At 43.2% G+C, this 14,873-nt stretch carries 13 protein-coding genes; 1 reads left to right on the forward strand and 12 read right to left on the reverse strand.

Annotated features, from left to right (window positions below):
* Nucleotides 1-396 precede the first annotated feature (396 nt).
* From KQH97_RS07315 to fabD, 12 genes are all read right to left on the reverse strand, one after another.
* A complete protein-coding gene (locus KQH97_RS07315; RefSeq protein ID WP_216553653.1) occupies nt 397-1,356 on the reverse strand; it encodes an ABC transporter permease in 960 nt (319 codons plus the stop codon).
* Nucleotides 1,349-2,455 carry an ABC transporter permease gene (locus KQH97_RS07320; protein WP_216553654.1) on the reverse strand — a complete coding sequence of 369 codons (1,107 nt, stop codon included), beginning with the start codon at nt 2,453-2,455 and terminating at the stop codon, nt 1,349-1,351. The genes KQH97_RS07315 and KQH97_RS07320 overlap by 8 nt, the downstream gene beginning before the upstream one ends.
* Nucleotides 2,448-3,983, reverse strand: coding sequence for an ABC transporter ATP-binding protein (locus tag KQH97_RS07325; protein WP_022288140.1), 1,536 nt, complete (start codon nt 3,981-3,983; stop codon nt 2,448-2,450). Before KQH97_RS07325 ends, KQH97_RS07320 begins: the two co-directional genes overlap by 8 nt.
* A 153-nt stretch (nt 3,984-4,136) precedes the next feature.
* On the reverse strand, nt 4,137-5,288 hold the full coding sequence (locus tag KQH97_RS07330) for a BMP family ABC transporter substrate-binding protein (protein ID WP_117877001.1): 1,152 nt from the start codon (nt 5,286-5,288) through the stop codon (nt 4,137-4,139).
* A 45-nt stretch (nt 5,289-5,333) separates the two neighbouring features.
* Complete coding sequence (locus tag KQH97_RS07335) at nt 5,334-5,909, reverse strand: xanthine phosphoribosyltransferase (protein WP_216553655.1); 576 nt, start codon at nt 5,907-5,909, stop codon at nt 5,334-5,336.
* A gap of 203 nt (nt 5,910-6,112) precedes the next feature.
* Nucleotides 6,113-6,922: a hypothetical protein gene (locus KQH97_RS07340; RefSeq protein ID WP_117934522.1), complete on the reverse strand. Its 810-nt coding sequence runs from the start codon at nt 6,920-6,922 to the stop codon at nt 6,113-6,115.
* A 95-nt stretch (nt 6,923-7,017) separates the two neighbouring features.
* Nucleotides 7,018-9,558: an EAL domain-containing protein gene (locus KQH97_RS07345; RefSeq protein ID WP_216553656.1), complete on the reverse strand. Its 2,541-nt coding sequence runs from the start codon at nt 9,556-9,558 to the stop codon at nt 7,018-7,020.
* Between the two features lie 342 nt (nt 9,559-9,900).
* Nucleotides 9,901-10,416, reverse strand: a complete 516-nt coding sequence (locus KQH97_RS07350) for a shikimate kinase (RefSeq protein ID WP_216553657.1) — start codon at nt 10,414-10,416, stop codon at nt 9,901-9,903.
* Between the two features lie 26 nt (nt 10,417-10,442).
* Nucleotides 10,443-11,291 (reverse strand): shikimate dehydrogenase, encoded by an 849-nt coding sequence (locus KQH97_RS07355; RefSeq protein WP_216553658.1) that lies wholly within the window; start codon nt 11,289-11,291, stop codon nt 10,443-10,445.
* Between the two features lie 175 nt (nt 11,292-11,466).
* Nucleotides 11,467-11,946 (reverse strand): dCMP deaminase family protein, encoded by a 480-nt coding sequence (locus tag KQH97_RS07360; protein WP_022288133.1) that lies wholly within the window; start codon nt 11,944-11,946, stop codon nt 11,467-11,469.
* Between the two features lie 18 nt (nt 11,947-11,964).
* Complete coding sequence (locus KQH97_RS07365) at nt 11,965-12,492, reverse strand: outer membrane protein assembly factor BamE (protein WP_216553659.1); 528 nt, start codon at nt 12,490-12,492, stop codon at nt 11,965-11,967.
* 18 nt (nt 12,493-12,510) lie between these two features.
* The gene (gene fabD, locus KQH97_RS07370; RefSeq protein WP_022288131.1) at nt 12,511-13,434 is read right to left on the reverse strand and encodes an ACP S-malonyltransferase; all 924 of its coding nucleotides are present in this window, start codon (nt 13,432-13,434) and stop codon (nt 12,511-12,513) included.
* A gap of 413 nt (nt 13,435-13,847) precedes the next feature.
* On the opposite strand from fabD, the gene KQH97_RS07375 reads away from it, so the two are divergent.
* A complete protein-coding gene (locus KQH97_RS07375; RefSeq protein WP_301543474.1) occupies nt 13,848-14,855 on the forward strand; it encodes a beta-ketoacyl-ACP synthase III in 1,008 nt (335 codons plus the stop codon).
* Nucleotides 14,856-14,873: the final 18 nt, after the last annotated feature.

Genomic DNA, 14,873 nt, shown 5'->3' on the forward strand with positions numbered 1-14,873 from the left:
CGACCTTTGGTCGCCCGCTTTTTTTTGTATCGTAATTGGACTATGAACACCTAAGCTTTGTCCATAAAATCTCGGGTTTTGTCCACTTGAAAGATATGCGGTTTGCTGTTATAATCAAGTATAGAAAAAATAAAATTTCGGAGGTATCTTCTATGCTTGATAAAGTGAACAGACATAATGTGTCGCTTTTCTCACCCCTTTTTATCTGATTATATCACATCTTCTGCATTTTGTCACTAGGGCAAAAATAAAAGCCCTGCAAAACGCAGAGCTTTTAAATATGTTGCTTTAGGTATTATCTGTAATATATTGTAGGGGCTGGCGCCCTCGACAGCCCGCTTTCTCAGGGCTTGAGAATTATTTTACACTTTGAAAACAATGCCAAGCTTCAATATCCTATCTCTCCTCACGGAAATAATTTATACCGCAGGATTGTGGCTGTGAACGTTCTCTTGATTTTTTCACAGAAGTGATGATAAGAACAAGAGCCGTTACAAGATATGGGAGCATATCAAAGAATGACTCAGGAACAGTGAAGCCGAGGTTTTTCGGGAAGTAGTATTTCAATACCATGAATGCACCGAAAATATACGCTCCGTAAATAGCCCTTGCAGGATTCCATACAGCGAAGATAACAAGCGCTACAGCTATCCAGCCAAGACCGTTCACGCTGTTTGCCATCCAAACACCGCCGTTTATTACCATTGAGCAGAACGCTCCGCCTATTCCGCATATTCCTCCGCCGATAAGAACGTTTATGTATTTGTATTTCACAACGTTTATTCCCACTGCGTCCGCAACAGCAGGATTCTCACCGATAGTTCTAAGGTTAAGACCCACCTTTGTCTTTTTCAGATAGATAAACATTATCACAGCGATAACAATGCTCAGATATGTGAAAATGTTCTGTGAGAAAAGTACCTCTCCAAGAACAGGTATCTTGCTAAGAAGCGGTATGTCAATGTCTTTCAGGCTGTTCATAACTCCCTCAGGAAGCTTGAGATTTCCTGTAGGTGAAGCGGATATCATCTGCTCGCCTATGAAGTTTGAAAGTCCTGTGCCGAATATAGTCAGTGTAAGACCTGTTACGTTTTGGTTCGCCATCATTGTTATGGTAAGAAAAGCATAGATAAGCGAAACAAGCGCACCCATAAGAAATGCCGCAAGTATGGAAAGCCAAAGGCTTCCTGTCTTGTATGCTACCATAAAGCCTGCGCAAGCGCCCATTGCCATTGTTCCCTCAACACCAAGGTTAAGGTGTCCCGCCTTTTCGTTTTGTATCTCTCCTACTGTGCCGAAAAGCAGAGGAGTACCCATATATACCGCATGGGCAAGGAATGAAATAAGTCTAGTCATTTTTCCTGCCTCCTCTTGTTACAAATCTGTATCTGATGAAGAACTCGCAGCCAAGCACGAAGAACAGGATTATTCCCTGCAAAACGTTCGAGCAGTAAGGTGAAAGCACAAATTCAGACGATACTACCGTGCTGCCCTTCTCCAAAACTGCAAATAGGAACGACACCACAAGTATGCCGAACGGATTGAGGTTTGCAAGCCATGCAACTATGATAGCCGTGAAGCCTACTCCGCCTGCAACAGATGTTGAAAGTGTGTGTTCTGTTCCGCAAGCCTGCACCATTCCTGCGATACCGCAGATAGCACCGCTCAAAAACATCGTTCTTATCATTATCTTGCTAGGGCTCATGCCTGCATATCTTGCAGTTGCATGGCTGTCTGATACTACAGTTATCTCGTAGCCCTGCTTTGTGTATTTAAGATAGATAAATACCAATACCACAAGCACCAGACCTATCACCCAGCCTACCTGAACACCGCCTAGCGAATCAAGCCAAGCGTTAAGATCAAATCTTGCTATCTTAGGATATCCCTTTGACTCAGGATCCTGCCATGCGCCCTTTGTGAGCCAATCTATAACGTAAAGTGCGATATAGTTGAGCATAAGGGTGAGCAAAGTTTCGTTTGTGTCGAATTTTGCCTTGAAAAATGCAGGGATAATGCCATACAGTCCTCCGCCTATCATCGCCGCAACGAACATTACAATGAAAAGCAGATAGTGAGGCATATCGTAATGATAAAGAGCAAAGTATGAAGCGAAAACTCCGCCCATTATTATCTGACCCTCTGCACCGATATTCCAAAACTTCATCTTAAACGCAAGCGTAATGCCAAGAGAAGATATAAGAAGCGGTATCATTATCTTTATGGTCTCTTTGAACGGCATAAAAGGGCTTGCGGCGTTCTTGCCGATAAAAGCACCCTTTACCATTTTCGCATAGTATGAAAACGGATCTTTGCCAAGAATAAGAATGAATATTCCGCCTGCACAAATAGCCAGAAGCACCGACAGAAGCCTTATGATAAGCTTTTGCTTGTTTGAGCGTTCAGCACGCTTGGCTATTCTTATAAGAGGCTCTTTTTTTATAATATCAGCCAATGCCCAGCACCTCCTCCATTGTCGAGCCTGTCATCATCATGCCTACCTGTTCCTTTGTGACCTTTTTGGCGTCACAAATACCTGTTATCTTGCCGTGACAAAGCACCATTATCCTGTCGCAAAGCTCCAGAAGAACGTCAAGGTCCTCGCCTATGAAAAGCACAGCCGTGTTCTTTTTCTTCTGCTCGTTAAGAAGCGAGTATATGAGATATGATGAGTTGATGTCAAGTCCACGAACAGGATATGCGGTTATGAGCAGATCAGGCTCACTGTGTATCTCTCGTCCAAGCAGGACCTTCTGAACGTTTCCTCCCGAAAGCATTCTTACAGGAAGCTCCGTGGACGGAGTTTTTATTTCAAGCTTTTCTATAAGCTCCTTTGAAAGCGCCTTAGCAGGCTTTCTGTCCACAAAGCAAAGCTTGCCCTGCTTGTATGTTTTAAGAAGCATATTGTCCGTCATACCCACCGAAGCGATAAGACCCATTCCAAGTCTGTCCTCAGGGATAAAGCTCATGCTTATGCCGAGATTTATTATCTCCTTAGGTGTCTTGCCTATGATGTTCTCCTTGTTGTAAAGCACTGCACCCTTTTCTATCTTCTGAAGCCCTGCGATAGTCTCGCAAAGCTCTTTCTGACCGCTTCCTGCAATGCCTGCCACACCAAGTATCTCGCCCCTGTTTATAACAAAGCTTACGTCATCGAGAGCAATGCTTCCCTCAGAGTTCTTTACCGTCAGATCGACTACGTTAAGTATCGGCTTTACGTTCACAGGTTCAGGTCTTTCTATTGAAAGCTCCACCGCCTTGCCCACCATAAGCTCGGTGAGCTGCTTTTCACTGCTCTCTGCTGTGTTTACAGTTTCAACGCTCTTGCCCTTTCGCAGTATGGTCACTCTGTCAGATATATCCATTACCTCGCCCAGCTTGTGGGTGATGATAATGATAGCACAGCCCTGAGCTTTCATTTTTCTCAGGATATTGAAAAGCTTTTCAGTTTCCTGCGGAGTAAGAACCGCCGTAGGCTCGTCAAGAATAAGTATTTTAGCACCCCTGTAAAGCACTTTCAGAATCTCAACTGTCTGCTTTTCACTGACGGACATATTGTATACCTTTTTGTCAGGATCAACTTCAAGACCAAGCTGTTCAGATATCTTTTTTATCTCATCTCTTACAGCGCCCTTGCTCTTAAGCTTGCCCTTTGTGCCTGCCACAATGTTGTCTGCGGCGGAGAACACCTCCACAAGCTTGAAGTGCTGATGTATCATGCCTATGCCAAGTTCGATAGAATCCATAGGTGAATTTATCGCCTCAGGCTTGCCGGCAATGTAGATATTGCCCTTGTCAGGGTGATAGATACCCGAAAGCATATTCATCAACGTGGTCTTTCCTGATCCGTTTTCGCCCAGCAGTGCAAGTATCTCACCGTATTTTACTTCAAGATCAATGCCGTCGTTTGCAACCACGCTGCCGAAAACTTTTGTTATCCCGCTGCATTTTACAGCGATCTCAGCAGATATTTCTTCACTCATACTTTCAGCTCCTTTTTATGAACTTCCTTAGATTTGCTAATGTCATCAGAAACCGACAGCAGAATTACCTGCTGCCGTATGCTCATATCATTAACAAAACAGGCGGCAACCTGCACCGCCCGTATAAATGTTTTGTTAAGCTGTTAAGCCTTATTACTTGACCTCAACGTTCTTGAAGTACCAGTTGATTCCGCCTGTGATAGTAGCGTCGTCAAGAGTTTTGCCCTCTTCGCCAACTGTTTTGCCGTCGTTTGTTTCGATAACGCCGTCAAATACGTTAAATGAACCGTCCTCAAGCTTAGCCTTAGCCTCGTCAACAGCCTTCTGCATATCCTCTGTGCAGAGATCCTTGTTCAGAGGAGCGATGTCTACAAGACCGTCAGCCATGCCGCCGTAGTAGTTCTCACACTTCCAGTTGCCATCTACGATCTGCTTTACCTGATATGTGTAGTATGCAGACCAGTTCCAAAGAGTTGAAGTAAGTGTAGCCTTTGGAGCGTCCTTAGACATATCTGTGTTGTAGCCTACGCCCCACTTGCCTGCACTTTCAGCCTCGAGCTGTGGGTTAGGTGTGTCGCAGTGCTGGGCGATAACGTCGCAGCCCTCAGAAAGAAGAGCCTTTGCAGCGTTTGTTTCCTCTGTTGGTGAATACCAGCTGTTTGTTACCTTTACATATACCTTAGCGTCAGGATTTACAGAATAAACGCCCATTGCGAAAGCGTCGATACCGCCTGTGCACTCAGAGTTCTCGCTGCCCATAGCGGAAACGTAACCGATAAGATTTGACTCTGTCTTCATACCTGCAACGATACCGGTGAGATATCTTGCCTGATAAATTCTTCCGAAGTAGTTGTTAAGGTTCTTGCCGTTGTTCTTGTAGCCTGTGCCGTGGCAGAAATAAACGTCAGGATATTCTTCTGCAAGGGATTCCATTTTGTCCATATAGCCCCAGCTTGTGCCGAAGATGATGTTGCAGCCTTCCTCGATGCACTCACGGATAGCTGTTTCTGTAGCAGCAGGGTCGCTGTCTGATACGTTGTTTTTTCTAACGATCTGATCGTCTTTAAGTCCAAGCTCCTTCTGCATACCAACGATACCCTGATCGTGAGCATATGTGTAGCCTGAACCGTCGGCAGGGTTGCCGATGTGTATAACACCGATCTTTACAGTGTCATAGCTGAGAGTTGCCGTCTGATTGTCAGCCGACTTCTGTGATGCTTCGTCCTTAGCAGATGTACAAGCTGTAAGAGCTGTTACAGCAAGAGCCGCAGAAAGAACGAGCGCAAGAATACGTCTTACCTTCATGTTTGATCTTCCTCCATAAAATATTTATTGGTAACGCCTTGTGCGTTAGTCCTTGAAAGTGATAGTGCCGTTGTCCATAGAGTCAACGATAGCAAGAGATTCGAGCTTTACGCCCATGTCACGGATAGTCTTTCCGCCAACCTGGAAGCCCTTTTCGATAACGATACCTGCTCCCGCAAGCTCAGCCCCGGACTGCTTTACGATATCTATAAGCCCCATAAGAGCGCAGCCGTTAGCAAGAAAATCGTCTATAATAAGCACCTTGTCACCCTTGCCGAGATATTTTTCAGATACCATAACGTCATATGTAACGCCCTTTGTGTAGGACTTTACCTGAGTAACGAACATTTCGCCGTCAAGATTTTTGCTGAGAGTTTTCTTTGCGAAAATAACAGGGCAGTTGTTAAAATGCTGTGCCGCAATGCAGGCAATGCCGATACCGGATGACTCGATAGTGAGTATCTTGTTTACGCCTGTTCCTGCAAATCTCTTTGCAAACTCCTCACCGATATCGTTGAAAAGCTTGACGTCCATTTGGTGGTTAAGGAATTTATCGACTTTGAGAACGTTTCCTTCCTTTACTACTCCGTCCTTAAGAATACGCTGTTTTAAAATTTCCATGATCTTTTCCTCACGATACAAAAAATAGTTAAATATATTATTTTACATCAAAAAGCAACTATATAAGAAAATTATACTACACTTTCGACGATTATTCAATTGCTATGGCACGTTAAAAGTTTAACATTCTATTAATTTTCAACGTTCTTTTCTATATTGTGCAATAAAAAAAATCCGCCTGAGATCTCAGACGGATAAAAGTTTTATTTTTCTTTTACTTTTCTTGAAGCTATCTTAGCCGTGTTTGGCATACAGAGCATAGCGGCGGAACTTTCGTAAATTGTGACATATATAGGAGAGTTCGTCAAATTGCAGAAAATAAGGTTTTTCGTGTCACAGTCATAAAACTCCATAAGCTCGCTGTCAATATAATATCTCCCCAGCGTATCCCATGATTCCAGCTTTTCCTCGCTTTCCGCAAGCCCCACAGAATCAATGACCAGCCCAACGGTCACATATGCAAAAACAGGCACTACCATATCTTCTTTTTTGTAGAACATCTTGTTTCCATGTGGGTCAGTGCCGTAATAGCATATAACAAGAGTATCTTCAGGTAACTCATTTGCAACGTCAGCCTGTTCATTATCGCAAAGCCTCTGACAGATCGTGAAAAATTTATCAAGCTGTGCCGTGAGCTTTTCTCTCTGCATTTTAGCTGTTTCAGCAAGCTCACTGCTTCCTGTTTTTTGTGCGGCATTTTCAGCGATATCGCAGTCAAAATAATCGCTTGGCGTTTTAAGCTCATAAACGTTGTTTATTGTTTTGGCAAAAAGCTTTCCGTCCTCGGAGTATACCGAGGTCACAGGAGAACTGCGTATGAATTTTCCGTCGGGGAACTTTTGACTGCCATATACAAGACCTTGAACGCAGTAAAACACTGTGTCGTCCGTGATAGGGTCAGGGAAACAGCTTTGAGCCGTGTTTGGATATGAAAAAAGCGAATTTTTCAAATTTCTTATTGCCACACGCCACTTGTCAAGATACATTTTTTCTCCCTCGCTTTCAGCATTCATACCTATATAATATCAGATAGTGTATATTTTGTCAATAAAGCTAACAGCTTAATAATAGAAAAAAGCCCCCGCTTGTCGCAGAGGACTTTTTCAGATCATTTCGTTCGGCTAAAATATTTTTCGTTTGCACTGCCTGAAATATTGATCTTTAAAAGATTGTTCGTTCTCAGACGTACCAGCTCATCTATATACGGCTTCATAACAAAGTCTGAAACTCTGTTCTTCAATTTTGTCATGCCTTTAAGTACGCTATGAGCCTGAGTTATAGCAATAACAGGGAGTCTTCTCTCATCAATGTCAAGAGGAAATTCGTCGTCCTTGGAAATAAGCTGTATGTCAAAATAAATAAGGTCGATATCCTCGTTAAGAAGAAGCTTTTTCCCTTCCTGAATGGTTTCTGCCGTGAAAACAGTATTTTCCTGAGAAAGTATCCCCTCGAGCTGACAGCGTGCGTCGCTGTTGTTGCTTACAATAAGGATCTTGTGCTTTCGGTCTATTTCGTTTTGGATATAGTTCTTATAGTCGTTTATGCGTTTATCCGTCAACACCATGTCGGTCACGTCCGTGAAATACGCTATAAGCACAGAGCTTACACCTGTTTCGCTGATAAAGCGTAAATGCGTCTTGAACCAGTGCTTCTTGCCGTTTATCTCGTGCATACTGAGAACACATTCTGCTCTGTCCTTGCTCTCTATTGCCTTGTTCACAGTGCTTGTGAACTTCTCTTTGCATTCGCTGTCAATGCAGTTCTTAACATTGAGTTTGCCGTACACACTGCTGTCATAGCCGTATTTTTGTGAAAATGCCTTGTTTGAACATACCATTACCACTGTGCCGTCCGGAAAACATTCATATATCGTAGCAGGCTGGTCGATGCTGTCGATATATGCCAGCAATCCCCCGCCCTTGCCCCACAGCAGGTCGTTTACTGACGTCCCGTTCTCAGGCACAGGCTGTTCCTCCTGATCTGAAATAAGCTTTTCATAGTCTGCCGCAGGCAAAGGCTTTGAATAATAGAAACCCTGAATGTAGTCACAGCCTACGCTTTTCAGAAATTCTACCTGCTCCGCTTTGTCAACGCCTTCCGCTATAACAGGAATATTGAGCCATTTGGCCATTCTGATAACAGAAGAAATTATAGTTTCTGCACGGCCGTCATACTTTGCCTTGAACATGAACATCATGTCCATTTTTAGCATATCCACCTGAACATCTTTGAGTACGTTCAGTGAAGAATAGCCGCTGCCAAAATCGTCCATGAGGATAGTAAAGCCATTATTTCTGAGCTGGCTAGTGATATCATCTATCATTACATTGTCGTCAGTATAAACGCTTTCCGTTATCTCGATGTTGAAATACTTAGGGTCAACGTCATACTTTCTGGTAAGCTCTATGATGATCTTCGATAGATTAGGGTTATAAAGATTGACCCGTGAAACGTTTACAGACACAGGGAAAAGTGGCACTCCCTTGTCTTTCCATTCCTTGAGCTGTTTGCATACGCATTCCCATATGTAGAAATCAAGCTTTGAGATAAAGCCGTTTTTCTCAAATATCGGGATAAACACACCAGGTGAGATAAATCCCTTGGTAGGGTGTATCCACCTTGCAAGAGCCTCCGCACCCACAGGCTTGTTTGTCTTTACATCATACTTAGGCTGATAGTAAGGCACAAACTCGTGGTTTTCAAGAGCGTCGCTCATTTCATTTATTATATTCTGCTCATTTTCGATAGAAAGCCGCATTTTGTCATCATAAAAAGCATAGCTTTTCATATAATGCCCTTTTACAGTTTTAGCGGCAAGAGCGGCACGGTCGCACATGAAGGATATTGGCAGGCTTCTGTCAGTCACCACATAAACGCCGTAAACGATCATGATGTTATAGCTTGCGGACAGTTTTTTCATGTTTTCAACAGCCTGCTCTATCTGCTTTACTGTTTCTTTCTTGCCCTGATAAGGGGTGAAGATACCGAAAACGTCAGCGTCTATCCTACCAAAGGTACAGCATTCCGTTGTTTTTGCAAAATCTCTTATACGTTTTGCAACATGCTTTAGCAGTCTGTCTCCATACGCAGTGCCGAAAAATGAATTTATAAGCTTGAAACGGTCGATATCTAGTCTTAGAAAAGCGAACTGCTTGTCAGGATTAGCCTTAAGAAGTGCCTTTGACGCACTGAAAAATTTATTCTTTGAATATATCTCCGTAAGAGGGTCGTAGTTCATAACGTTATTAAGCTCTTTGAGCAGCGATACCTGACTTCTTGCGATAACGTTTTTGAGCCTTAGCTTTATAATATCAGCGTCATAAGGCTTTGGAACAAAGTCCCACGCACCGCTTTCAAGCACCTTCTTTTCAGTGTCTCTGTCTGATTTTTCTGTTAGAATAATAACAGGTATCTGAGATAAGGTTTTATCATGCTTTATTTTATCCATGAACTCATATCCGTCCATTTCGGGCATTATGATATCCAGTATTATAGCGTCAACTTTTTTATCCTGTTTTTTTAGCATTGTAAGAGCCTGTATGCCATTTTCTGCTTGGATCACAGTATAGTCAGAATGTAGTATGTCGCAAAGTATAGATCGGTTCGTTGTGCTGTCGTCAACGACAAGCACGGTTTTCTGTATGTCCATTTGCAGCTCCCTTCTGTCATATGGCAGTTTAATATAACGTTTTCATACCATAAGTATACAACATATCGGGAGGATTTTCAACATTTTTTATCAGTGCTTGCAGGGTTTTTGGATTATTCGTTATAAATAGCTATTTTTGATTATCCAAGATACAAATAATTTGGTACTGTTTGCACAAGCCGTACTATTTATTATGACAAAGTTTTTTCGTTTTTGACATCATCACAAGCAGAAGTATGAAGAAAAATGCAAGATAAACGGGCATAAGCTTAAGGCTCGCATGGTTTGCGATAAGCCCGAAAACAGTGGGCATGAAGGTCGAGCCTGCAGGGAAGAGCTGAATCAGCCCTGCCCGAAATCAAATCTCTTGTAAAGCTTTTGTATCTTAGAAGCGATGACAATAGGCGGATAACCACCGCTTATGACATAGTGTGAGTGGGCAAGATATAAAGGCCTTCGATAGTTAAACCGCTCTGAAAGCTGTTCTCTGGTGGAGTTGTAAGCGATAGGTCTGTTAGGGTCGTTTTTTATGCGTCCGTAGCAAGTGTTGAAATATGTGTCGATAAAGACCACCATGCCCGATCTTTTAGCCACCTTGCCGTTCTCCTCCGAAAGCAATGCTCCGCCGCCTGTTGCAACAACGCCGCCAATGTCAGCAAATGCTGCAAGAGCCTCGGTTTCAAGCTTCCTGAAATGCTCCTCACCGTATTTGTCGAATATTTCAGGTATGCTCATTCCTGCCGTATCTTCGATATACTTGTCAAGGTCAACGCACTGACAGCCCATTTTTTTCGCCAAGATCTTTCCCACAGTAGATTTTCCGCAGCCCATAAAGCCGCACAAAAAAATTGGTCTCATATTTACTATCCTTATTATAATGTATTTTACTTAAAATCCTTCTCCACAGCGATCTCCATTTCGTCTATGATAGACTGAACTTCCTCGTCTGTGTATTCGTCGCCGTCCCATATCTCGTGAGCGGAAACCGCCTGCCAAACCAGCATTGCCATGCCTCCGACAGCGTTCTTGCCCATAGCCTTGGCTTTCTGCATGAGCAAAGTCTCACGAGGATTGTATATAACGTCAAATACCGCACCGCTCGCATTTATAACTTCATCAGGAACAGGGCAGGCGTTTGTCTTAGGATACATTCCCACAGGACAAGCGTTCATAAGCAGCTCGTAGTGAACGTCGGTCGGTATCTCAGTGTTTAGAACAATAGTTATCCTAGCGTCAGACTTCATAGCCTTTATCTCTTTCTCTACCTGCTTAGCCAAAGGCATATCGCTCTCCAGCACCGCAATGTAAAGGTCAGCCCCGGCAAGAGCCGCCTCAATTGCCATCATTCTGCCTACTCCGCCGCAGCCTATAAGCAGTATCTTTCCTGTGAAGTCGATATTCATTGCACGAACAGTCCTGAGAAAGCCGTCGCAGTCAGTGTTGTAACCAACATGCCTGCCGTTTTTGTTGTCAACGCAGTTCACAGAGTGATAACGCTTTGCCGACTGGTCAAGCTCATCAGTGTATTCTATAATGCCTATCTTGTGTGGAATAGTGATGTTGTAGCCGTTAAGAGAATTAAGATACTCCGCCTTGTCTTTAAGCTCCTCAGGCTTTACCTCCAGTATCTCATACTCAAACTCACGTCCTTTCAGCTCAAAAAGCCTGGCGTGAATAGGGGGCGACATAGTATGTTTAAGCGTTTCTCCAAGTATAGCGTATTTTCTTGACATTTTACATTCCTTCTTTATAAAAAATTTCCGCATATTAATCATATTAATAATGTATATCTGTAGGGGCAACTTGCAATTTATTGCACAAACCTTAATAACCGCACAATGTACAGTAGGGGCGAACAGTGTTCGCCCGCATTGTCGCCTGAAACTGTTTCGGCAGGATAATTGCCTTTTACAGCCTTATAGTTATCTCACGGTTAGTAGGTATATACCTGCGTATCTTTACCCCCGTCAGCTCAAACATTTTCTTAGAAGCCTTAACTCCGTCAGTGTCGGCGTATTTGTCCTCCCAGTAAACGACTTCCTTTATGCCGCTTTGAATGATAGCCTTTGCACATTCGTTGCATGGAAAAAGTGAAACATATATCTTGGCATTCTGTAAGCTTCCTGCCGCATGGTTGAGAATGGCGTTAAGCTCGGCATGACATACAAATGGATATTTCGTGTCAAGAAACTCACCGTTCCTGTCCCACGGCATCTCATCATCAGAACACCCGGTAGGCATACCGTTGTAGCCTACTGACAATATCTTGTTATCCTGAGAAACTATGCACGCTCCTACCTGCGTGTGAGAATCCTTGCTCCTCTGTGCAGATAGCAGTGAAATGCCCATAAAATATTCGTCCCATGATATGTAGTCATTGCGTTTCATTTTATACACCGCCTTTTATCAGGTATCTTCATCATCAATGTCTGATATGCTCAGCATTGTCACCTTGCCGTCATCGTCAAAAAAGAAAGTCGCCAAAAAGCCCCTTTTCTTGTATTTCCATGCGTCTGCGTCAGGGCTGTCAGGCTCGCCGAAAACTTTTTTGACTTCCGTCTTGTCATCACCGCATTTTACCCCTGCAATGCTCATTCCCTTTTTATCGGAACTGCTTTGCGCCGCACTTATCTGACGTATCTTCGACTTCCTGTCAATATTGTCAACACTGTCCGCTTCTACCTTAACAGTGCCTATTATACTGCCGTCCTGCATAAGCGCCACCGAGAATATCCCCTTGCCGTTTGAGTTTCCCGAAAAAGGATAATCCAGCGTGTATTCATATTCCTCGCCAATATCGTCCAGAGTGCATGGTATCTGTATATCCTTGCCGTTTATCTTTATCTTCCACGCACATTTTCCACAGGCACTCAGACAAACAAGCATTGCCACCGCCAATGCCAACAGCAAAGCCCTTTTCATAGCCTTTTTCATTTTTCTCCCCTCGATATTTTAGCTCAGAGAAGCAAGAGCCTTTTCCATTGTGGCATTGTTCTCAATGTTCACAGCGTTCTTGCCCTTGAGAGTTTTCTTTACAAGACCCGTAAGCACCTTGTTAGGGCCAAGCTCGATAAAGTTTTCATAGCCTGCCTTTTCCATTTCTGCAAGCTCAGAAGTGAACTTAACTGGTGAAACGATGTGCTTGGCAAGCATATCAGGCATAGCAGAAAAATCTTCAAGCTTTGTTCCAAGAACGTTTGAGTAGAAATCAACGTTTGCAGTCTTGAATTCAACTGTCTTTGCAGTTTCAATAAATTCATCAGCCGCACTCTGCATGAGCTTTGAGTGGAAAGCGGACGCAACGTTGAGCTTTATAGCCTTTTTCTTCATCTCCGCAAACTTTGCCGCAGCCGCCTCGCAAGCCGCAGTATCACCAGCGATAACAGTCTGAACGGCTGAGTTGTAGTTTACAGGAACAACATAGCCCTCTGTTTCCTCGCATATCTTCTCGACCTCTTCAGCAGGCAGACCGATTATAGCATACATTGAGCCACTGTTAGCCTCTGCGGCTTTCTGCATTGCAGCCGCTCTCGCCTTGATGAGCTTGAAGCCGTCCTCCATAGTTACAACACCTGCGGCTACCATAGCAGCATATTCGCCCAGTGAGTGACCTGCTACGCCGTCAAATGTGATGCCCTCAGCCTTTGCGGCTTCAAAAGCGGCAAGCGAGCAAGCCATTATAGCAGGCTGTGAGTTCACTGTCTTGTTAAGCTCAGTGTCAGGACCGTCAAATGTTACCGCTCTCAGGTCATATCCCAGCACCTTTTCCGCTGTGTCGAAAACCGCATTTGCAGCATCATACTTTTCGCAAAGCTCCTTAGCCATTCCTACATACTGTGAGCCCTGACCTGAAAACAAAAAAATATTTTTTGACATAAAATTTTACTCCTTTGTGGTTAAATTTATACATAGCCGCCTGATAATATCAAAGCCGCCTTATCTCATACCTGTAAATTTCTGAAAGTTATCTACGCTCAATTATAGTTTTATGATTTAATTTTTGCAAGATATTTTCAAAAATAGACACATAATATTAACTAACGCCCTAAAACTTGTGAAAAATTCTCTAAATGTTTAAATTCATCAAGAGTTGTTCATAATTTGTTATTGACGTATCTAAAAAAACAGTTTATAATTATAATGTTATGATATGTGTTATATAGTTAAAAAATTAACTAATTATATTTTGATATAATATATTTTGACTTGCTCCATAGGAACAAGAACATTATAGCACAAATTGCGGAAATATACAATATATAATATAGAATTTTCAGGAGGAAAAATCAGTGGGAAGTAAAGTAACAGGCGTAAAGATCAAGGGCATAGGCAAATATGTGCCTGAAATGGTCGCAACAAACGAGGATTTCACAAAGATCGTTGAAACAAGCGACGAGTGGATAACTCAGAGAACAGGCATCAAGCAAAGACACATCACAAATGGCGAGCCTACATACTATCTTGGAGCAATGGCGGCAAAGGCTGCAATGGCTGACGCAGGAGTAAAGGCAGAGGATATCGACCTTATTATTGCCACAACAGTAACAGGGGATTATTTCACTCCGTCACTTTCCTGCCTTATCCAGAGAGAGATAGGCGCGATAGGCTGTGTCGCATTTGACCTTAACGCTGCTTGTGCAGGCTTTGTTTACGGCTTTGATACCGCAAAGAGATATCTCCAGACAGGCGACGGAATAAAGACCGTTCTTTTGGTGGCTTCTGAGGAGCTTTCAAAATTCGTTGATTATACCGACCGTTCTTCCTGCGTGCTTTTCGGTGACGGCGCAGCCGCTTTCGTCCTTGAAACAGCAGAGGATACTACATATTCAAGTTTCCTTGGCGCAGACGGAAACGGTGCAAAGTATCTTGCTTCCCGTGCTTTGAAGTCTGAGAACGCTTTCAGAACTAATACCGAGGAATTTGATATGGATATGCCTGAAACAAAGGGCTATTTCTTCAAGCAGGACGGCAAAGAGGTCTATAAGTTTGCCACAAAGGCACTTCCAAATGCAGTTGAGCAGGCTTGTGCAAAGATAGAAATTTCCCCTGATGACCTTGATTGGATAGTGCCTCATCAGGCAAATATAAGAATAATCGAAACTGCCGCAAAGCACCTTGGCGTTTCAATGGACAAGTTCCCGGTATATATCGATCGCTACGGCAACACATCTTCCGCATCTATCCCTATCGCATTTTGCGACGCAGTTGCAGAAGGCAGGATAAAAAGAGGCGACAAGATTTGTCTTGTAGGCTTCGGCGGTGGACTTACTTATGGTGCGGCTGTTTTCGAGTATTGATGATCAATATACAGTTTA

Origin of the sequence: Ruminococcus sp. MSJ-25 (assembly GCF_018917825.1) — a bacterium.
GTDB lineage: Bacteria > Bacillota > Clostridia > Oscillospirales > Ruminococcaceae > Hominimerdicola > Hominimerdicola aceti.